Here is a 21,246-nt window from a genome sequence, read left to right as displayed (position 1 = left end):
CCGGCAAACTCATTTTCAGGAGTCCCCGCATGCTCGTCGCGTGTTCGTTCCGAACCTGGCTTCCGGCACTTGCACTGCTCATCGGCGCTGTGATTCCAGTGTCCGTTGCCATGTGTGCAACACCGGCGACGCAGCCGACGCTCGTCGTGAGCCGGTCGATCGGCGAAGGGCCCGCGGATACCCGCTACGACTACTACTGGAAGCTGCTCGACATGGCGCTGCGCGCAACGGAGGCGGACTACGGCCCCTATCGCGTGGAGAAGGTCGATCTGGGCGGGCGCCATGAAGAGGAGGAAGTGCGCGCGCTGGAGGCCGGCGACAAGATCACTGTTCTGGTTCGCGGCAACGTCATCGGCCTGGAGCGGCGCCTGCTCCCCATCCGCTTCCCGCTCGACAAGGGGCTGCTTGGCTACCGGGTGTTCATGATCAGGAAGGACACCCAGCCGGCCCTGAACAAGGTCAAGACGCTGGATGAGCTCACGCGATTCTCCATCGGGCAAGGCGCCGGCTGGTGGGACATCCAGGTGCTGACGAATGCCGGGTTTCGCGTGGACACCGGCGCAACCTACGAAGGCTTGTTCGGCATGCTTGCCGGCGGCCGTTTCGATCTGTTTTCGCGCGGCGTGATGGAAGTCGGCGAGGAACTCAATCGCTTTGGCCCGGCCTACCCCAATCTGGCGATCGAACAGAACCTCATGCTGCACTACCCGCTGACGCGGTACTTTTTCGTCAGCCGCACACCCGCCGGAAAGGCGCTGGCCAATCGCATCAACGAGGGGCTGGAGCGCATGCTGAAAGATGGCAGCTTCGACCGCGAGTTCAACGCGTTCAAGGCCAGCTTCGAAGCCACCATCCATTTCAAGAAAAGGCGATTGTTCCGGCTTGAAAGCCCCTTCTTCTCGCCAGAGACGCCCCTGGCGCGCAAGGAGCTCTGGTACGACCCGCTGTCAGAACGCTGACCGCCGGACGATCGGTTCGGAACAGGCACTGCAACCAGGCACTTCCCGCTTGGCACTTAGTGCCGCCGCTACAGCACCATGCCCTCAAGCTGCGTGGATTCGGGAGCCCGGATGCCGTGCAGGGCAGGGGTGCAGCGTGCCGCCAGGTCCTGCCTCGCAGTCACGGCTTTTGATCCGGGCCACAGGTTCAGCGACTCAACAGCAGTAAGGTGAACGGTGAGCACGGTCGTCATGTCTTTGCGGTGCCTTGGCCCCAGCCCGCCGATATCGGCGCGGGGCGTTGGCACCCAACCCGGGGGTACACCATGAGTCACCGCCACGCCCAGCTGCTGCGCACCATCTTCCACGACCCGCCCAGCGCCAACCTGCACTGGCGCGACATCGAATCGCTGCTGCGTCACGTTGGCGCCGAGCTCGAACAGCTCTCCGGCGCCCGCATCCGCGTCAAGCTCGGCCGCGCCGAAGAAATCGTCCACCACCCGCACCACAGCAACACGCTCGCGCCGCCTGCGGTGAAGCACCTGCGCGAGGTGCTCGCGCGCGGCGGGGTGACGCCGGGAACTTACGAGGCGGACGGATAACAGCCGCTTGCACGGCTCAGCCTCACATCGGGAGTGGCGGCGCGCCTGACGAAAGCCCCGGATTCCGGCTTACGCCGTCATCCGGGCTACTTGCTGACCGGATGTAGCGCAGCAAGTCCCGGATCAACGGCACATGTGATGCAATCTGCGCGTACCGGCATCCGCCGAAATCCGGACCCCTCGACGGCAGCGTGAGTAGTCATCAGCATATCCGAAGCGTCTGCGCGCTAGACGGAGTCCTCTACCATCTTCGAAAAGATCGCCCCGATCAATCTCAAACCAACCCTCGTCGGATGTAGAAAAAAAGCATCTGGACGCGGCACGTCACGTGAGTCAAGGCTGTAGTTGCTCCCGGCTAGGTGATGAAAATAATGGTTTCTCAATGTAACGAGAAAGTCGAACGCATCCTTCAAGCAAACATCGATCGATTGCCCGCCACTTACCGTCGCCTGCCTATTCTTTTCATTTATGTATGCAACGATCCGTGGCGAGATAGGGTCGTTAAACTCCATCCGACAAACCTCGCCGGCAAGCAAGGGGTCTCTACTCAAGAGTTGTCGTGAGAAATTGGAACAAAACTCTAACTCTCCTCCCTTAAAGTAGCCCTTTAGCTGATCGTATGCCTTCATGTATGAAACATTTTGACGGGCGTGATAGAGCGGAAAAGCGAAGCTAAGTTTCTCAAGTGCTCGATATAGGTGCACAAAGGCCGAAAGCCCCCGCTCGAGGTCAAGACAAACCACCGCTCTGGCTACCTCGTCTAGGAGCGAAGTAAAAAAACTGTGATTCCCTCCGGGATCGGACAAGTACTTTCGAACCGCAGGCATCGCGCTATACAGCAGAAAATCGCCGTTTCGATCCTGTATCCCCAAGGTCGGGAGCGCGGCCTTAACTCGGTCATGCAAAGAAAGGGCCGCGCCCTGTACGGCCCCCACAGCCATGTAATTCACCATCTGAGCGAATTCATGGCCGTCGAATCTCACGGCCACTCCACCGAGAAGAAGGCGACATAGGCCAAATGCCGGAGAAACGGAACCAGATCTACGTCTGTAACGCGACCAGTCGGCGAGCAACGTCGCCTCGGTGAGGGTTACCTCATCAAACGCTTCGCTGTCGCGTGCAGATCTCATTAGATGACACAAGAGATTGTGTCGAGCAACTCCGAGTCATCCAATATTGACAGTTTGCTGTAATTCTGGATGAAATGCTCCACTGCCTTTCTCCTCGCCATCCCTAGCCGGATCTTGGAAACGTCAATCCCGGAAAAGGCTTTCTCAAAGACCTCCACGGAGGACATGAAGTCAGCAGGACTGCAGGTGTTCAGAGCGGGCAAACCTTTCTTTGCGCCGGCACTAAAACCAATTAGATTGTTCTGAACTAGCAACCAGTTCTTTATTCGTTCGTTAGCCGTCCAGGCGCTAATCAAATCCACTACGTCGTCGAACTCAGACTCCGATTCACCCAAGTCGGAGTCCATGATTTTAGTCGCGATTAGCTCATCCATTTTTTCCTGAATGATCTTCTCGTTGTCTATATTGACGCTTCCGGTTAGGAAAGCTAAATAGGCCTTAATAAGGTCGACTTTCTTGAATGCTCCACGGAGCCGCTTCTGGCCCGGCTTCCTCTTCTCTGCCTGAAGAGGAATATCCGACTCTTCGAAATCGTAGACATTGGACGCGATTATCTCAATTTGATGCCGCGCTGTCATTGGCTTCTGGCCGTTATTCAGTGTGATCATCCTGTACAGCAGCAAATCCATTGATTTGCAGATCAGCGCGTTTACAAACAAGGGACGATTTAGGGGGAAGTCGCCAACACTGTCTGCTGCAGCGCGTCGGATGGTATTTAGACGCTGCATTCCATCGAGAATGAAGAAGTTGCCTATGTTTTCATCGATATAGTCACCAATAGCGGCTACATCGGCAGTCGGTGGATCGCTGTCGATGATGGCGATTGTCAAAGGGGGCATGATGCACCCCTTGACAATATCCTTTGCCAGTCGCTCATAGAACTTGTAACTCTGCAACTCTCGCTGAATTTCTAGCCGCCCAATCAACGGGACAAGCTTATCAATTGCGTATTCATAGGTAGTGGACGCCGTGATGAATGTGCTCCTCACGACCTCGTCGTAATCTACGCTCAGTACTTTCATCTCGGCATCCTGTAGGTGGTCCGTCGGTTTAACGGCTGATCGGCTTGTACCGAATCCGCTTCGGCTTCGCGCCTTCTTCGCCGAGTCGCTTCTTCTTGTCTTCTTCGTACTCGTGGTAGTTGCCGTTGAAGAAGGTCCATTGCGAATCGCCTTCGGCGGCGAGGATGTGGGTGGCGATGCGGTCGAGGAACCAGCGGTCGTGCGAGGTGACGAGCACGCAGCCGGAGAATTCGAGCAGCGCGTCTTCCAGCGCACGCAGCGTTTCAACGTCGAGGTCGTTTGACGGTTCGTCGAGCAGCAGCACGTTGGCGCCGGCGATCAGCGTCTTCGCCAGGTGCAGGCGGCCACGTTCACCGCCGGAGAGCTTGCCGACGATCTTCTGCTGGTCGCCGCCCTTGAAGTTGAAGCGGCCGATGTAAGCGCGGCTGGGCATTTCGAACTTGCCCACGGTCAGCACGTCGGCGCCGCCGGCGATGGCTTCGAACACCGTCTTGTCGGCGTCGAGGCCTTCGCGGGTCTGGTCGACGGCGGCGAGCTTCACGGTCTGGCCGATGATCACTTCGCCCGAATCCGGTTGCTCCTTGCCCATGATCATGCGGAACAGCGTGGACTTACCGGCGCCGTTCGGGCCGATCACGCCGACGATGGCGCCGGGCGGGATGCTGAAGTTGAGCTTGTCGATCAGCAGGCGATCACCAAAGCCCTTGGAGACATCCTTGAACTCGATCACCTGGTTGCCGAGGCGCTCGCCCGGCGGGATGAAGATCTCGTGGGTCTCGTTGCGCTTCTGGTATTCGACGTTGGACATTTCCTCGTAGCGGGCCAGACGCGCCTTGCTCTTGGCCTGACGGGCCTTGGCGCCCTGGCGCACCCATTCGAGTTCTTCCTTCATCGCCTTGCGGTGGGCGTCTTCCTGCTTCTGTTCCTGCGCGAGGCGGGCGCCCTTCTGCTCGAGCCAGCTGGAGTAGTTGCCCTTCCAGGGGATGCCTTCGCCGCGGTCCAGTTCGAGGATCCACTCGGCGGCGTTGTCGAGGAAGTAGCGGTCGTGAGTCACGGCCACCACGGTGCCGGGGAAGCGCACGAGGAACTGTTCCAGCCACTCGACCGATTCGGCGTCGAGGTGGTTGGTGGGTTCGTCGAGCAGCAGCATGTCCGGCTTGCTGAGCAGCAGCTTGGCGAGCGCCACGCGGCGCTTTTCGCCACCGGACAGCGGGCCGATCTTGGCGTCCCACGGCGGCAGGCGCAGTGCGTCGGCGGCGATTTCGAGCTGGGTGTCGAGATCCGCGCCCGAGGTGGCGATGATGTTCTCGTACTTGGCCTGCAGCTCGGCGAGCTTGTCGAAGTCGGCGTCCGGCTCGGCGTAGGCGGCGTACACCTCTTCGAGCTTGGTCTTCGCTTCCATGATCTCGCCCAGCGCGGATTCGACTTCCTCACGCACCGTCTTGTTGGCGTCGAGCTCCGGCTCCTGCGGCAGGTAGCCGATGCTCATGTTGGGCTGCCACTGCACCTCGCCGTCGTATTCCTTGTCGGCGCCGGCCATGATGCGCAGCACCGTCGACTTGCCCGAGCCGTTGAGGCCCAGCAGGCCGATCTTGGCGCCGGGGAAGAAGGAAAGGGAGATGTCCTTGATGATCTGACGCTTGGGCGGAACGATCTTGTTCACGCGCAGCATCGACATGACGTACTGGGCCATTTCAGCGTGCTTTCGGTGGTGATTCGGGGAACGGGCGGAAGCTTACCGGAAAGGGGCGCGCTTCCGCTGCCCCGGCCGGCGCCGGCCGGGCTCAGCGCATCCGCGCGGCTACCGCAGCGGCGACGAGGTCGCTTGCGAGCGGGTTCCAGTGGCCGTCTTGCGGCGACACGCGCAACGACAGGCGGCTATGCGCGGCATGCTCGCGGAACAGCGGGCCGGTCTTGATCACCGCGTAACCGGCTTGCTCAAGCGCCTGTTCGAGCAGGCTCAGCCCATAGCCGTGCACGTCGGGGTCGACGGGGTCGGCAATGACGAACACCGCCTGCGCCGGCGCGAGGGCTTTGAAGCGTTCGAGGAAGGCCGCCACCGCGGCGCGGTCGATCGCCTTGAGCGCCTCGCTCTCGGCGGTGTGAGCCTGCGGGCGGGGCTTGTCGGCGCCCTTGAAGATGCGCGCGACGCCCTCGGTGGTGAGCTTGACCTGCGAGAACAGGTATTGCGCCAGCGCCGACTCGCGTGCGATGCACTTGAGGGTGCCGGCGCCGGGCTGTGGTTCTTTGACGACCGCCCCGCTCGCGCGGTCGATACACAGACCGTGGATGTTGCCCGAGCCGCAGCGCACTTGCACCACGTCGCCGGACTCGATGACGAACACAAAGCGACGTGCCTGCAGTGTGCGCGATGCCCAGGCGGCGCGCTGCGCATAGTCGAGCAGGTTCGAACCCGGGCCGCCCAGCGCCCACCAGCGGGTGCCGGGTGTGCGGGCAGCCAGCCGTGCGGTGACGCGCTCGGGTTCCGGCAGCATGTTCGCTTCGACATAGCTGTCGCCGATCACCGCTACGCCGGCGGCGTCCGGCACGAAGTCCTCGCTTGCCAGGAAGCCGTAGTTGTTGGCGCGGTGTGAGAGCGCGCGTTCCAGCGCCCAGCCTTCCGACAGCGTGAAGCGATGGTGCGGCGGGTAAGTAAGGATCAGCGGATCGATGTAATAGCCGGTGAGGGTGGCGGTCGACACCGGCAGCAGGCGCAGCAGCAGTTCGAGCATCAGCGCGGTCAGGGCGATGCCGGCGAGGCACCAGGCGAGAGGTCGCATCGTCGTTCAGAAGTTGAAGTAGATGAACGGGCTGGCTGCGGCGCGCAGCTCACCGGTGAGCACGAGCAGGGTCGACAGCAGCAGGTAGCCGCCGAGCACCCCATAGCGCAAGGCGTGCGAGAGGTCGGGCCGCTGCCAGACGGACGCCAGGCGGTTGGAGTTGAAGGGCAGCACCGCGATCAGTCCGCATACCGCTACCCACAGCCAGCCGCGCGATTCCGCCAGGCCTTCGTTCCAGAGCAAGGGCAGGATGCCGGTGTGGGCCGAGCCAGCGTCCGCCAGCCCCGCCAGCATGCGCTGCGCGGTCAGGAAGTCAGGCGAACGGAAGAAGATCCACGCCAGCACGGCGGCGAGAAAGCAGGTCAGCCACGCGAGGCATTGGTACCAGCGCCGGTCAGACAGCCTGAGCACCGCTGCGGGCATGGCGGCGCGGTAGAGCTGATGCAGCACCAGATAGCCCCCGTGCAGCGCACCCCAGACGACAAACGTCCAGTTGGCGCCGTGCCACAGGCCGCCCAGCAACATGGTTACCAACAGATTGATCAGCCTTCGCGCGCGGCCATGCCGGTTGCCGCCGAGCGGGATGTAGAGGTAGTCGCGCAGGAAGGTCGACAGCGAGATGTGCCAGCGGCGCCAGAAGTCCGCGATGTCCAGCGCGCGGTAGGGCGAGTTGAAGTTGATTGGCAGGCGGATGTTGAACATCAGCGAAATGCCGACCGCCATGTCCGAATAGCCGGAAAAATCGAAATAGAGCTGGAAGGTGTAGGCCAGCGCGCCGAGCCAGGCTTCGCGCAGCGTCGGGTCCGCCCCCCCGGCCGCGCCGTTGAAGACGGCGTCGGCGTAGGCGGCAACGCCATCGGCGAGGACCAGTTTCTTGAACAGGCCGATGGTCAGCAGCGTGGCCCCTTCGAGCAGGTTCTGCGCATTGAAGCGGTAGGTCGAGGCGCGATCGAACTGCGGCATCATCTGCGCGTGGTGCAGGATCGGACCGGCCACCAGGTGCGGGAAGTAGGTGACGAACAGCGCGTAGTGCGGCAGCGAATAGTCCTTCGCCTTGCCGAGGAACGCATCGGACAGGTAGGCGATCTGGGTGAAGGTGAAGAACGAGATCCCGATTGGCAGCGTGATCTTCGCCAGCGTGAGCTGCAGGCCGCTCAGGGTCACCAACGAGTCGACAAAGAAATTGGCGTACTTGAAGTAGGCGAGGGCGGCGAGGTTGGCGACGATGCCGACGATCAGCCAGGCCTTCGCCCGCGGCGGGTGGGCCGCGTGGGCGGCAATGCGCTTGCCGACCCAGTAGTTGCCGAGGATGGACCCGGTCAGCAGCAGCAGGAACTGCGGCACCCAGTAGCCGTAGAAGTAGAACGAAGCGATGAGCAGCACGTGCGCGGCCCAGCCCGGCCGCCAGCGGCCCAGCGTGAAGAAGAGCGCGAGTACAACCGGCAGGAAGACGAACGCAAACGCGCCGCTGGTGAAGAGCATCGATCCCTCGTGGCAAGTTCTGCTGGTGGCGTCGCGCGCGAATGCCGGGGCCGGCGTGGCGGCCGTAGCGTCCTGGCGGCTGGCAGTGGCTCGCGCGCGGGACGCCCATTCTGTGCGTCGCGCCCGCTCGCCGGCAATGGCGTCGACGCCGCGGCGTGAACTACGTCGCAAGGGGGCTCGTGCCGGCGCCCGCTCAAGGCGCCCGGCGCATCTGCCTTACCCCGCCGGGTCGTCGAGAAACCGCACCCGGCCTGAATCCAGCTCGTAGATGGCGCCCACCAGTCGGATCTCGTTGCGCGCGAGCGCGGCGCGCCCCTCGGGCGAATCGTGCAGCTGGCGCAGCGTCCAGCGTACGTTGGCCTCGACTGCTGCGTGCATCAGCTGGTCGAGTGTTTGTGTCGGGTCGAGCCCATCGAGGGCAGGCACGATGTTGTCGAGCAGGATCTCGATCCGGCTGCCGTGTTCGGCACCTTCGAACTTGCTCGCCAGGGCCGCCTTCACCGCGCCGCAGCCTTCGTGCCCCATCACCACGAAGAGCGGCGTATGCAGGTGGCTGCCAGCGTACTGCAGGGTGCCGGCGATGGTCGGGCCGAGCACATTGCCGGCGACGCGGATGATGAAGAGTTCGCCGAAGCCGGCATCGAACACCAGTTCGGGCGGCACCCGGCTATCGCTGCAACCGAGGATGGTGGCGTAAGGCGCCTGCCCCTTGGCGAGATCGGCCAGCACTTCCTTCTGCACCGTGGGGAACTTCGCCTTGCCGGCGAGGAAGCGCTGGTTGCCTGCCTTGAGGCGCTCGAGCGCCTGCGCGGCAGTGATGTTCGGGCGTGCGTGTGGATCGGCCATGGCGGGCTCCAGATGGTGCCCGGCCGTGCCGGGCTCAGGGAAGGTCTGAATAAGTGGCTGCGACGGCGCATCGCTGCGTTGCGGCGTGCTCGCTCCCGCGCCTATCCATCTGATATGTCTTGGTCACTGCGCGCGCCGCGCCTTGCGCTGCATCCCTCTCGCTCACTCGTTCAGACCTTCCTTAGGGTGCGCGTTCGACTTCGGCGGCGAATGCGCGCAGGTCTTCCGGAAGCGTAGCGCCGGGGTGGGCGTCGCGCCAGCGTTTGAGCACGGCGCGTGCGTCGTCGCGGCGTTGTTCGCGCATGAGGCGGCGGATTTCGTCGAAGGTCTCGGCGTCGGGGCTTGCCGCGCTGTCCTCGGCAAGCGCGCGCTTCTGCATCAGGCGCGCGGCAGGCGCTTCGTTGGCGATGGCCTTGGCGGCGGGGGCTGCTGCGGGTGCGGGTGGCGGGGCCACCGAGGCGGCCACGCCGGATTCAGCGGCGCGCTCGCGGCGGGCTTCGGTGGCCTGCGTTGCGGTTGCGGGCGGCGCGGGTTTGGCGACGGCGCGGTCGGCGCTGCGATAGCGGACTTCGTCTTCCTCTGCGGGCGGCGGCGCCGCGGGGGTGGCCTGCTTCGGGAAGGCCTGCGGTGCCGGCGCGTCGAATGCCGCTTGGGCGCGCGGCGGCGCGGCCTCGCGCTGTGGTTCTGCCGATTTCTTTTCGGCCGACACGTCTGTCTTGCCGCGCGCATCAACTTCCTGCTTCGCGGCGACCTGTTCCGCGACGCTAGCCGGTGCCGGCAGGGCTGCCGGCGCCGGTTCGTAGGCGATACCCGGCGCATCGCGGTAGCCGCCGTCATCGAACCAGAATCGCCCGAGGCCGACCGCGAGCACCAGCGTTGCGGCCGCGGCCAGCGGCACACGGGCGCGCCGCCACCAGGGGAACGCAATGACTTGCGCGGTCGGCCGTTCAGCCGCGCCCGAGTCAGCATCCAGCTCGGCCACCACCGCAGCGCGCACACGGGCATCCAGCGTCGCGCCCGGTTCAGCCGGCAGCAGCGCGCGGTAGGCGTCCTGCACCTCTTGCAGTGCGCCCGCGTCGATGTAGTCAGCGGATTCGGTGGGGCGTGTCATGGCCAGATGCCGCGCAGCGCGGCCCTCAGTTTGGCGACGGCGTATCGCAGCCGGCTCTTTGCGGTTTCGACATTCACGCCCGTCAAACGTGCCACCTCTTCCAGCGGCAATTCGCTGTGCTCGCGCAGCAGGAAGGCTTCGCGCTGCACCGCCGGGAGCGCGGCGATGGCACGTGCGATGGCGGCGGCTTTCTGGCTGCGGTCCAGTGCGATATCCGGCGTGGGCGTATCGGAATCGGCGATTGTGTCGAAGGGGTCGGCATCGTCGTCGTGGGCTTGGAGCTCGCTTGCAAGCGCCGGGCGTTTCTCGCGCAGCAGATCGATCGTGCGATTGCGCGCAATCTGGAACAGCCAGGTGCGGAACTGCGCCGTGGGGCGGTACTGTGCCCGCGCCTTGGCGACCGACAGCCACACATCCTGGAACACGTCATCCACGGCAATCCCCTGGCCGATCAGCAGGCGCGCCACAAAGGCATACAGCCCCCGCTTGTGCCGCGCATACAGCGCATCGAACGCCGCCATGTCGCCTGCCGCGAACGCGAGCATCAGCGCTTCGTCGCTGTCGGTGGCGGGTGGGGCGGCGGGGTCAGGCATGGCGGCCGAGTATACCGCCGCCGCTTCCGCTGCCACGTGGGTCGAGGCGCGCAGGTTGGTGCTGAGCAACGCGAAGCCCGACATCAAGCTTGGATGACGAAGCCCTCGGGCTTCGCTGCGCCCAGCACCAACCTGCATTCGATCACCGCGCGACGCTGACTTGTTCCGGCGCCTTCGTCGACAGCGCGCTGGCGAGCTTAACCAGTCGCACGAACTCGCCCCGGTAGCCGAAGCGGTCGCTGCCTTTTGCGTTCGCGGCAAGTGCTTCGATCTGCGGGTAGCCGAACTGGCCAAGGTACTTGCCGCCGCGCAGTTGCTGGCCGAAGGCGGCGACCGCGGCAGCAAAGCGCAGGTCTTCGCTCGCCGCATTGAGGCTGCGTTTCACCGGCGTGGCGATTTCCTGTGCAGCTTCGCCGGCGTTGCCCTTGTAGCGCAGACGCAGCATGCCGAGCTCATCACTATGGAGCGTGGTCTTCGCCACCGGCTTGCCACCCCCGTAACGCGATTCGCCGAGCAGGCCCGGTTTGCCGACCAGCGCGACTTCGTACAGCGCGGTCACGGTGTGTCCGGCGCCGATCTCACCGGCATCGACCTTGTCGTTGCGGAAGTCCTCGCGCGCCAGGGTGCGGTTTTCGTAGCCGATCAGCCGGTACTCGGCGACCACGCCGGGGTTGAACTCCATCTGGATCTTCACGTCGCGCGCGACGACCGACAGCGTGGAACTGGCTTCCTCGACGAGCACCTTCTGCGCTTCGTTCAAGGTGTCGATGTATGAGTAGTTGCCGTCGCCGGCGTCGGCCAGCTGTTCCATCATTGCCTCGTTGTAGTTCGCTTCGCCAAAGCCCAGCGTGGTCAGCGAGATGCCACTCTTGCGCTTCTCCTCGACCATGCCCTTGAGTTGCGAGAAGTCAGTGACGCCGACATTGAAGTCGCCATCGGTGGCCAGCAGGATGCGGTTGATGCCGTCCTTCACGAAGCCCTGCTGCGCCATCTGGTAGGCGAGCTGGATCCCGGCTGCACCGGCGGTGGAGCCGCCCGCGATGAGCTGGTCGATGGCCATGCGGATCGCGGCCTTGTCGCTGCCGGCGGTGGGTGGCAGCACGACCCGCGTGCCGCTGGCGTAGGTGACGAGCGAGACATGGTCTTCCGCGCGCAGGCCATCCACCATCAGCTTCAACGCGTTCTTCAGCAGCGGCAGCTTGTTCGGCTCATCCATCGAGCCGGAGACATCGACGAGGAACACCAGATTGCTCGGCGGCAGCGTGGCGCGCGGCTTGTCGAAGGCCTTGATGCCGACGCGCAGGAGCAGGGTGTCCTTGTTCCACGGTGAGGCGGCGACCTCGGTGGTGACACCGAAGGGCGGGCGCTTGCCATCCACCACCCGCGGCTCGGCGTACTGGTAGGGGAAGTAGTTGATCAGTTCCTCGACGCGCACCGCGTCCGGCGGTGGCAGACGGCCGGCATTGAGGAAGCGGCGCACGTTGGCATAGGCGCCGGTATCCACGTCGATCGAGAAGGTGGAGAAGGGGTGCTCGGCGGCGGCGACGACGCCGTTGTCCTTGATCGGGTTGTAGCGCTCGCGGTCTTCCTGCGGCATCGCCACCGGCATCGGCGCGGGCATCGCCATCAGGGTCGGCTGCGCCATCACGGCTTTGGCCACCGGCGCTGCCGCGACGCGTTCCCGCATCTCGTTACGGCGCATTTCGTCGGCGACCGCACCGGCACGGTCGGCCTTCGCCTCCTTCGGTGTGCTGCCCGCCGGGGCCGTTGGTGCGGGCGGCGCGGCTTGGTCTTGCTCGACTGCGGTCGAAGTGCCGTTCGTGCCGCAGGCGGCCAGTGCGAGAGCGAGCGCCGAGGCCAGCGCGCCGTGGCGCAGCGGGAAGGCGGGCAGGGTGTCGCGATGCGTGATGTGGTTCATGTGAGGCTCCGTTGTCAAAGTGTCCGGGAGCGCCCGACTTGGGCGTCTGGGTACTGAAACGGAGCGCGCGCTGATATCGGGTTAAGGATCTTGAAAAATGTTTGCGGCGCGATCGCCGCGCCCTGCGCGCTATCCTGTCTGCCTCGATAAAGCCGCCAGGGAGCGATCATGCCCGCCACCATCCTCGACCTCGCCCTCGGCATGCCCAAAGCCGAACTGCACATCCACATCGAAGGCTCGCTGGAGCCGGAGCTGGCGTTCGCGTTGGCACAGCGCAATGGCGTGGCTTTGCCGTTCGCGGATGTCGATGCGCTGCGGCGCGCGTATGACTTCGAGGATCTACAATCCTTCCTCGACCTCTACTACGCCTGCGCCGCGGTGTTGCGCACCGAGGCGGATTTCCATGACCTGATGCTCGCCTACCTGCGCCGCGCAGCGGCCGATGGCGTGGTGCATGCCGAAGTGTTCTTCGATCCGCAGACACATACGCCGCGCGGCGTGCCGTTCGCGACGGTGCTGGCCGGGCTGGAATCCGGCGCCGAGGCGGCACGCAAGGAATCCGGCATCAGCACGCGGCTGATCCCCAATTTCCTGCGCCATCTTTCCGAGGAGGAAGGCTTCGCAGCGCTCGCCGAGATGGCGCCGTTCATCGACCGCATCCACGGCTTCGGGCTGGATTCGTCGGAGCGCGGGCATCCGCCGTCGAAGTTCGAGCGCCTGTTCGCGCGCTGCCGCGAACTGGGTAAACCGGTGGTCGCACATGCCGGGGAAGAGGGGCCGCCAGCCTACATCGTCGAAGCGCTGGATCTGCTGAAGGTGTCGCGCATCGACCATGGCGTGCGCGCGGTGGAAGATGCCGCGTTGATGGCACGGCTGGCGCGCGAGCGGATGCCGCTGACGGTGTGCCCTCTGTCGAACGTGCGGCTGTGCGTGTTCAAGGACATGCGCGAGCACACGCTGCCGGCGCTGCTGAAGCAGGGCCTCTGCGCCACGATCAACTGCGACGACCCGGCCTACTTCGGGGGCTATTTGGGCGACAACATTCGCGCGCTGCAGGCGGCCTTCGATTTCGATGCGTCCGTCTGGTACCGGCTGGCGCGCAACAGTTTCGAGGCGAGTTTCGTCGATGCCGCGCAGCGCGGCGTGTGGGTCGCAGCGCTGGATGCCTGCTTTACGCAGGCCGGCTATGCGGATGCCATCGCCGCCTGAAAGCCATCAAAGCCCGGAAGGAATGGGCATTGGCCGGGATGCTCCTGTGCCTTGCCTTGTGTGGCGTGCGAAAATGTCGAGTTAAGTTCGCCGGCACCGCTGGCGACAGGAAACCCGCAAGGTTCGTCCGCTCATGTCCCACACCGATATCCTCCAAGGCCCGCTTCGCCCGGAACTGATCCGCGACGAGATTCTCGCCGACCTGTTCGAAGCCAGCGCACGCCGCGCCCCCGATCAGATCGCGCTGATCCACGGCGAACGCAGCCTCAGCTATGCCGAACTCGATGCCCTCGCCGACCGCGCCGCTTCGCGTCTGATCGAGGCCGGCGTGCGGCCGGGCCAGATCGTCGGCCTGTGGTTGCCGCGCGGCATCGATCTGCTGGTAATGCAGCTGGCAATCGCGAAGACCGGCGCGGCCTGGCTGCCCACCGATGCCGACACGCCGGTCGACCGGGTTGCGGTGTGCCTGGACGATGCGGCTGCGCCAGGCCTGGTGACCTGCGAAGCCTTCGTCCCGCAACTCGCGGCCATCGGCCGCAGCGTGTGGACGGCCGAAGCGCTGCTGGCCGACACCGGTGCGCCGCTGCGCCGCCGCGAAGGCGCGCGCCCGGACCAACCGGCCTATGTGATCTATACCTCCGGTTCGACCGGCAAGCCCAAGGGCATCGCAATCAACCAGGGCAGCATCTGCCACTTCCTGCGCAGCGAAAACGCGGTGCTCGGCATCCGTGCCGACGACAAGGTGTACCAGGGCTTTTCGGTCGCCTTCGACATGTCCTTCGAAGAGATCTGGATCAGCTATCTGGTGGGCGCGACGCTGTGGATCGCGCCGAAGGAAATCGCCGCCGACCCGGATGTGCTGCCTCAGGCGCTGGCCGAGAACGGCATCACCGCGCTTCATGCGGTGCCGACCCTGCTCGCGCTGTTCGCACAGGATGTGCCCCACCTGCGGCTGATCAACCTCGGCGGCGAGATGTGTCCCGAGGCCTTGGTCGCCAAGTGGGCGCGGCCCGGCCGGCAGGTGTTCAACACCTACGGCCCGACCGAGGCCACGGTCTCCGCGAGTCTGGCCGAACTGCAGGCCGGCGAGCCGGTGACCATCGGTACCCCGTTGCCCAACTACGGCCTGCTGGTGATCGCGGCCGATGTCGAAAACGGCCTGCGCCTCTTGCCGCGCGGCGAAACGGGTGAGCTGTGCATCACCGGGCCGGGCGTTGCGGCGGGTTACCTCGGTCGGCCGGAGCTCACGGCGGAGAAATTCCTCGCCAACCCGTGGGCGACCGGCGACACCGACCGGCGCATGTATCGCACCGGCGATCTGGCGCGCATCGATGCCGATGGCCGCGTGCAGTGCCTGGGTCGCGCCGACGACCAGATCAAGATTCGCGGCTTCCGCGTCGAACTGGGCGAGATCGAGGCGGTGCTGGCGCAGCAGGCAGGCGTCGGCACGGTGGCGGTGCTGCTGCGCAACGACGACGGCATCGACCAGCTGGTGGCCTTCATCGTGCCCGAAGGCGACGCGCCGCTGCAGCCGGGGGCCTTGCGCGCCGCATTGGCCGAGCGTCTGCCGCCCTACATGGTGCCGGGGCGCTACGAGGCGATGACCGAGATGCCGCGCCTGACTTCCGGCAAGATCGACCGCAAGGCCTTGAAGGCGCTGCCGCTGACCCCGCTGGCGAGCGCCGAAGGATCTGACGTGGCCGAGACCGACGCCGAGCGGGTGCTGTTCGCCGCGCTCGAAAAGCTCTTCCCCGGCCAGCCGATCCGCCGTGACGCCGATTTCTTCTCCGACCTTGGCGGTCATTCGCTGTTCGCCGCGCGGCTCGCATCGGCCCTGCGTGCCGACCCGCGCTTTGCCGGCATGACGGTGCGCGACATCTACCTGCACCGCCGCATCGGCCACATTGCGGGCGTGCTCGAATCGATGCAGACCGCTGCGCCCGCGACGGCAATCGCGTGGACGCCGCCTTCGGCGTGGCGTCGCTGGCGCTGCGGCGTCGCCCAGGCCGCCGCGGTGCCGGGGCTGGTGGCGATCCGCATGGCGCAGTGGCTGGCGCCGTTCTTCACTTATCACTTCTTCACCGGTGACCCGGGCGATTCGATTCCCTTTGCGGTGGCGATGTCGGTGCTGGTGTTCCTGCTCGCGACGCTGGGCGAATTCGTGCTCGCCTTCGCCGGCAAGTGGCTGATCGCCGGCCGCCTGAAACCCGGTCGTTACCCGCTTTGGGGGCTGACCTATTACCGCTGGTGGCTCGCCGACCGCCTGGTCGAGGCGGCGCCCGCCTACCTGCTGAGCGGCTCTTCACTGTATGCGTGGTGGCTGCGCGCGCTGGGCGCCAGGATCGGCCGCGACGTGCAGATCGGCTCGATGACGCTGCGTGCGCCAGAACTGCTGACCGTGCACGACTACGCCAGCATCGGCAACGCGGTGAACTTCGAGAATGCCCGCGTCGTGCGCGGCGAACTGTTGCTCGGGCCGATCGAAGTCGGTGCGCACGGCTATGTTGGTTCGTATTCGGTACTCGAGGGCAATACGCGGGTCGCCGAGTGGGGCCACCTGGAAGGCCAGTCGGCGCTGGCCGACGGCGTGCATGTGCCGGCGCACCGGCGCTGGTCGGGCTCGCCCGCGCGCGACGTCGGTGAGGTTGATCCGGCAGCACTGGCGCCGCGCCCGCCGGTGAGCCGACTGCGCAGCGCGAGCGAAGGCCTGTTCTTTGTCGCCGGCGCGCTGCTGGTGGCCACGCTGTTCTTCATGCCCGTGTTCCCGACCTTCATCATGATCGACTGGCTCGACGAGATCGATGGTCTCGCCTGGGGGCAGAGCGATGTGGTGATGCTGCAACTGCTCGAGTACTTCCTCCTTGCGCTGCCGGCGAGTGCGGTGCTGGTGGTCGCGACGGCGCTGATCTCGGCCGGCATCCGCTGGAGTGTCTTGCCGCGGCTCAAGACCGGCAGCTGGCCGGTGCACAGCAACGTGTATTGCGGCAAGTGGCTGGTCAATCAGATCCAGGAGAACAGCCTGCAGATCCTGCATGGCGTGTATGCCACGGTGTATGCGCCGTTCTGGTACCGCCTGCTGGGCGCCAAGGTCGGCCGCGATGCCGAGATCTCGACCGCGCTGGGCGTGGTGCCGGACATGCTGACGCTGGGCGACGAAACCTTCATTGCCGATGCAGTATTGCTGGGCGACGAAGAGATCAACGGCGGCTGGATGACGATGCAGCCCACGGTGGTCGAACGGCGTAGCTTCGTCGGCAACGGCGCCTACGTGCCCGACGGCACGACGATTCCCGAGAATGTGCTGATCGGTGTGCTCTCGCGCATCCCGGATGCGACCGTGATGCAAAGCGGCGACACCTGGCTTGGCAGTCCGTCGATCAACCTGCCGGCACGCGAAACCACCAGCGGCTACCCTGAATCGCTGACCTTCCATCCTTCTCCGCTGCGCCGTATCGGCCGAGGACTGATCGAAGCCTTCCGCATCGTCTCGCCGCACGCGATCGTGATCGCAGTGGGCTACGCGATCGTGCTCGACGTGATGCCTGCCGCCGGTGCCGGCAACTGGGGCGAAGTGGCGTGGGATCTGACCGAGGCGGGCCTGCTGTTCGGATTGGCAACCTTCATCTTTGTGGCGCTGTTCAAGTGGCTGCTGCTGGGCCGCTACAAGACACGTGCGGTGCCGATGTGGACCCCCTTCGTATGGCTCTCGGAAGCGGCGACCAACATGTACGAAGGCATCGCGGTACCCAACTTCCTGCGCTACCTGCGTGGCACGCCGTGGCTGCCGGTGGCGATGAACCTGCTGGGCGCGCGTATCGGCCGCGGCGTGTATCTCGACACCACCGACATCACCGAATTCGACTGTGTGCACATCGGCGACTACAGCGAACTCAACGCGCTGACCTGTCCGCAGACCCACCTGTTCGAAGACCGCGTGATGAAGGTCGACCATGTCCGTATCGGCGCGCGAGTCAATATCGGCCCCCGTACGACGGTGCTGTACAGCGCCACGGTGGGCGACGATGCGCGACTGGGCCCGCTGACGCTGGTGATGAAGGGCGAGAACATCCCGCCGGCGAGCCCGTGGGCGGGTTGCCCCGCGGCGCCCTCACAGGGCTGACCCATGGACGACGCGGCGATCCCGGTGCCGCTGTGGCCGGACGCCGCGCCGCCGCCCGACGCGCGTCTCATCGTCATCGGCCTGCCGACCGCGCCCGACGCCCCGCGCGAACGAACCCGCCTGCAAGTGCGTCGTGTGCTGCGCGAGGTGCTTGCTGCGCGGCTGTCGCTGAGATTTGACAACGTTCCGCTGCAGACGACCCCGGGTCGCGCGCCGCGTCTTGCGGCGCCCTTCGCGCACATCGGCCTGTCGTTCGCGCATGAAGCGGGCTTGTCGTTGCTGGCGATCAGTTTCGACGGCGCGGTGGGGGTTGATCTGACGCCGCTCAGCGCCGTGCCGCAGGACTGGCCGGGCGTCGCGCGCGACTACTTTGGACCTGCAATCGCCGAGCGCCTTCTGCGCATCGCCGACGATGGCGCCGTGGCCGCTTTCGCAGCGGAATGGTCCGCGATGGAAGCCCGCCGCAAGTGCGCCGGAATGGCGCTGGTCGAGTGGCAGGGCAACGCCAGCCTGCCGCCCACGTCCACCAGCCCGCTTGCGCTGCCCCCCGGCTGGGTCGGCAGCCTGGCCAGACCGTTCAGCGCGGCGTGAGCAGCCGCCTGAGGTAGCTGCCGGTGTGGCTGAGCGGGTGGGCGGCCACCGCTTCGGGCGGGCCGGCGACGAGGATCTGGCCGCCGCCACCGCCGCCCTCCGGGCCCAGATCGATCAGCCAGTCGGCGGTCTTGATGACGTCGAGATTGTGCTCGATCACGACGATGGTGTTGCCGTGGTCGCGCAGGCGCGCGAGCACCTTGAGCAGCATCTCGATGTCCTGGAAGTGCAGGCCGGTGGTCGGTTCGTCGAGGATGTAGAGCGTGCGTCCGGTGTCGCGTTTGGAGAGCTCCAGCGCGAGTTTCACGCGCTGTGCTTCACCGCCTGAAAGGGTGGTGGCACTCTGGCCGAGGCGGATGTAACCGAGGCCTACGTCGAGCAGGGTTTCCAGCTTGCGTGCGACGGCCGGCACGGCGTCGAAGAAGGCGTGCGCTTCCTCCACCGTCATCGCCAGCACCTCGGCGATGCTCTTGCCGCGGTAACGGATTTCGAGCGTCTCTCGGTTGTAGCGCTGGCCGTGGCAGACGTCGCAGGGCACGAACACATCCGGCAGGAAGTGCATTTCCACCTTGATCATGCCGTCGCCCTGGCAGGCCTCGCAGCGGCCTCCCTTCACATTGAAGGAGAAGCGCCCCGGCCCGTAACCGCGTTCGCGCGCCGCCGGCACGCCGGCATAGAGCTCGCGGATCGGCGTCAGCAGGCCGGTGTAGGTGGCCGGGTTGGAGCGCGGTGTGCGGCCGATCGGCGCCTGGTCCACGCTGATGACCTTGTCGAACCACTCCAGCCCTTCGATCTCATCGTAAGGCGAGGGCTCGGCGACAGACCCGTAGAGATGCTTCGCTGCGATGGCATAGAGCGTGTCGTTGATCAGCGTGCTCTTGCCGGAACCCGATACCCCGGTGACACAGGTGAACAGGCCCACCGGCAATTCCAGCGTGACGTGCTTGAGGTTGTTGCCGTGCGCGCCCTTGAGTCGCAGCACCCTCTCGCTGTCGGGCGCTTTGCGCTCGCCCGGCAGCGCGATGACCCTGCGGCCGGAGAGATAGGCGCCTGTGGTGGAATCCGGGTGGGCCTCTACCTCAGCCGGCTTGCCCTGCGCGATGACCTGGCCGCCGTGCTCGCCGGCCCCCGGGCCCATGTCCACGACGAAATCCGCAGCGCGGATCGCGTCTTCGTCATGTTCGACCACGATCACCGTATTGCCGATGTCGCGCAGCCGCGCCAGTGTGCCCAGCAGGCGGTCGTTATCACGCTGGTGCAAGCCGATCGAGGGTTCGTCGAGCACGTACATCACGCCGGTGAGGCCGGAGCCGATCTGGCTCGCCAGCCGGATGCGCTGTGCCTCGCCGCCAGACAGTGTGTCGGCGCTGCGTTCGAGCATCAGGTAATCGAGCCCGACGTCGATCAGGAACTGCAGCCGCGCCGAGATCTCATGCACGATCTTGTCTGCGATCTGCGCGCGGTGGCCTTCGAGCTTGAGCGTGTCGAAGAAGTGCTTGCACTCGGCCAGTGCGAGATGTCCGATCTGCGGCAAGGTGCGGTCGCCAATGAAGACGTGGCGTGCCTCTTCGCGCAGTCGCGTTCCTTCGCAGCTGGGGCAGGACTGGTGGCTGCGGTACTTCGCAAGTTCCTCGCGCACCGCGATTGAATCGGTTTCGCGGTAGCGGCGTTCGAGGTTGGGAACGATGCCCTCGAAGCTGTGTTCCTTGGTGACGTTGCGGCCGTTCTCGGAGAGGTACTTGAAGGCGATCTTGGTCTTGCCGGAGCCATACAGCACGATCTGCTGCATCTCGGGCGGCAGCTCCTCGAAGGTGGCGTCGATGTCGAAGCCGTAGTGTGTCGCCAGGCTCTGCAGCATCTGGAAGTAGAACTGGTTGCGCCGATCCCAGCCGCGGATCGCGCCGCTCGCCAGCGACAGGTGCGGGAAGGCGACCACGCGCGTCGGGTCGAAGAACTCCATCGTGCCGAGGCCGTCGCACTTGGGGCAGGCGCCGACCGGGTTGTTGAACGAGAACAGGCGCGGTTCGAGCTCGGCAATCGCGTAGCTGCACACCGGGCAGGCGAATCGGGCAGAGAAGAGGTGCTCCTTGCCGTCATCCATCTCGACGGCCAGTGCGCGCCCCTCGGCGTGCGCCAGTGCGGTCTCGAAGCTCTCGGCCAGCCGCTGGCGCGCATCGGCGCGCACCTTGAGGCGATCGACGACGATGTCGATCGAGTGCTTGCCGGTCTTTTCGAGTTTCGGCAGTGCGTCGATCTCGTGCAGCGTGCCGTCGATGCGCAGGCGCACGAAACCCTGTGCGCGCAGCTCGGCAAACATGTCTTCGAAGCTGCCCTTGCGCTCTGTCACCACCGGCGCGAGCACCATCACCTTGGTGTCTTCGGGCAGCGCGAGCACGCTGTCGACCATCTGCGACACGCTCTGTGCCGCGAGCGGCAACTTGTGCTCCGGGCAGTGCGGCTGGCCCGCGCGGGCGTATAGCAGGCGCAGGTAGTCGTGGATCTCGGTGACGGTGCCGACGGTCGAACGCGGGTTGTGGCTGGTCGCCTTCTGCTCGATCGAGATCGCCGGCGAGAGGCCTTCGATCAGGTCGACGTCCGGCTTTTCCATCAGCTGCAGGAACTGCCTTGCGTACGCCGACAGCGATTCGACATAGCGGCGCTGCCCTTCGGCGTAGAGCGTGTCGAAGGCGAGCGAGCTCTTGCCCGAGCCCGACAGCCCGGTGATCACCGTGAGCTTGTTGCGCGGGATGTCGAGCGAGATGTTCTTCAGGTTGTGCGTGCGCGCACCGCGGATCTTGATGTCGTCCAAGGCCTGTCACCCGTGAGGAAGCGGATCGGCGCGCCGGAAACAGGTTGTCTCCGGCTGCAGAAGGGCAACCTGCTAATATACGCAACTCGCTGATT

15 protein-coding genes are annotated in these 21,246 nt (G+C 65.3%); 5 read left to right on the top strand and 10 right to left on the bottom strand.

Annotated features, from left to right (window positions below):
* Positions 1-29: 29 nt before the first annotated feature.
* Positions 30-959, top strand: a complete 930-nt coding sequence (locus tag GGR36_RS13875) for a hypothetical protein (RefSeq protein WP_207064437.1) — start codon at positions 30-32, stop codon at positions 957-959.
* Positions 960-1,264: 305 nt separating this feature from the next.
* Entirely contained in the window at positions 1,265-1,540 is a 276-nt protein-coding gene (locus GGR36_RS13870; RefSeq protein WP_183635315.1) for a type II toxin-antitoxin system HicA family toxin, read from the top strand.
* Positions 1,541-1,767: 227 nt separating this feature from the next.
* Here the strand turns inward: GGR36_RS13870 and GGR36_RS13865 are convergent, their stop codons facing one another.
* From GGR36_RS13865 to GGR36_RS13825, 9 genes are all read right to left on the bottom strand, one after another.
* Complete coding sequence (locus tag GGR36_RS13865) at positions 1,768-2,523, bottom strand: hypothetical protein (protein ID WP_183635314.1); 756 nt, start codon at positions 2,521-2,523, stop codon at positions 1,768-1,770.
* A 146-nt stretch (positions 2,524-2,669) separates the two neighbouring features.
* Positions 2,670-3,692 (bottom strand): hypothetical protein, encoded by a 1,023-nt coding sequence (locus GGR36_RS13860; RefSeq protein WP_172202413.1) that lies wholly within the window; start codon positions 3,690-3,692, stop codon positions 2,670-2,672.
* Between the two features lie 28 nt (positions 3,693-3,720).
* A complete protein-coding gene (ettA, locus tag GGR36_RS13855) occupies positions 3,721-5,385 on the bottom strand; it encodes an energy-dependent translational throttle protein EttA (protein ID WP_172202414.1) in 1,665 nt (554 codons plus the stop codon).
* A 91-nt stretch (positions 5,386-5,476) separates the two neighbouring features.
* Positions 5,477-6,472 carry a hypothetical protein gene (locus GGR36_RS13850; protein WP_183635313.1) on the bottom strand — a complete coding sequence of 332 codons (996 nt, stop codon included), beginning with the start codon at positions 6,470-6,472 and terminating at the stop codon, positions 5,477-5,479.
* 6 nt (positions 6,473-6,478) lie between these two features.
* A complete protein-coding gene (locus GGR36_RS13845; protein ID WP_183635312.1) occupies positions 6,479-7,954 on the bottom strand; it encodes an MBOAT family O-acyltransferase in 1,476 nt (491 codons plus the stop codon).
* Positions 7,955-8,170: 216 nt separating this feature from the next.
* Positions 8,171-8,800 carry a carbonic anhydrase gene (locus tag GGR36_RS13840; RefSeq protein WP_183635311.1) on the bottom strand — a complete coding sequence of 210 codons (630 nt, stop codon included), beginning with the start codon at positions 8,798-8,800 and terminating at the stop codon, positions 8,171-8,173.
* Positions 8,801-8,981: 181 nt separating this feature from the next.
* The gene (locus GGR36_RS13835; protein WP_183635310.1) at positions 8,982-9,911 is read right to left on the bottom strand and encodes a hypothetical protein; all 930 of its coding nucleotides are present in this window, start codon (positions 9,909-9,911) and stop codon (positions 8,982-8,984) included.
* Positions 9,908-10,588, bottom strand: a complete 681-nt coding sequence (locus tag GGR36_RS13830) for an RNA polymerase sigma factor (protein WP_207064436.1) — start codon at positions 10,586-10,588, stop codon at positions 9,908-9,910. Before GGR36_RS13830 ends, GGR36_RS13835 begins: the two co-directional genes overlap by 4 nt.
* A 58-nt stretch (positions 10,589-10,646) precedes the next feature.
* Positions 10,647-12,422 carry a vWA domain-containing protein gene (locus GGR36_RS13825; protein WP_183635309.1) on the bottom strand — a complete coding sequence of 592 codons (1,776 nt, stop codon included), beginning with the start codon at positions 12,420-12,422 and terminating at the stop codon, positions 10,647-10,649.
* Between the two features lie 168 nt (positions 12,423-12,590).
* Between GGR36_RS13825 and GGR36_RS13820 the strand changes: the two genes are divergently transcribed.
* The 3 genes from GGR36_RS13820 to GGR36_RS13810 all read left to right on the top strand — a co-directional run bounded on the left by GGR36_RS13820 (position 12,591) and on the right by GGR36_RS13810 (position 18,342).
* A complete protein-coding gene (locus GGR36_RS13820; protein WP_183635308.1) occupies positions 12,591-13,631 on the top strand; it encodes an adenosine deaminase in 1,041 nt (346 codons plus the stop codon).
* 133 nt (positions 13,632-13,764) lie between these two features.
* Positions 13,765-17,751, top strand: coding sequence for a Pls/PosA family non-ribosomal peptide synthetase (locus tag GGR36_RS13815; protein ID WP_183635307.1), 3,987 nt, complete (start codon positions 13,765-13,767; stop codon positions 17,749-17,751).
* Positions 17,752-17,754: 3 nt separating this feature from the next.
* On the top strand, positions 17,755-18,342 hold the full coding sequence (locus GGR36_RS13810) for a 4'-phosphopantetheinyl transferase family protein (RefSeq protein WP_183635306.1): 588 nt from the start codon (positions 17,755-17,757) through the stop codon (positions 18,340-18,342).
* On the opposite strand, the gene uvrA is transcribed toward GGR36_RS13810, so the two are convergent.
* The gene (gene uvrA, locus GGR36_RS13805; RefSeq protein WP_183635305.1) at positions 18,329-21,151 is read right to left on the bottom strand and encodes an excinuclease ABC subunit UvrA; all 2,823 of its coding nucleotides are present in this window, start codon (positions 21,149-21,151) and stop codon (positions 18,329-18,331) included. The genes GGR36_RS13810 and uvrA overlap by 14 nt on opposite strands.
* Positions 21,152-21,246: the final 95 nt, after the last annotated feature.

The sequence above is a fragment of the Niveibacterium umoris genome, from assembly GCF_014197015.1.
GTDB lineage: Bacteria > Pseudomonadota > Gammaproteobacteria > Burkholderiales > Rhodocyclaceae > Niveibacterium > Niveibacterium umoris.
This window is presented reverse-complemented; position numbering and strand designations above follow the sequence as displayed.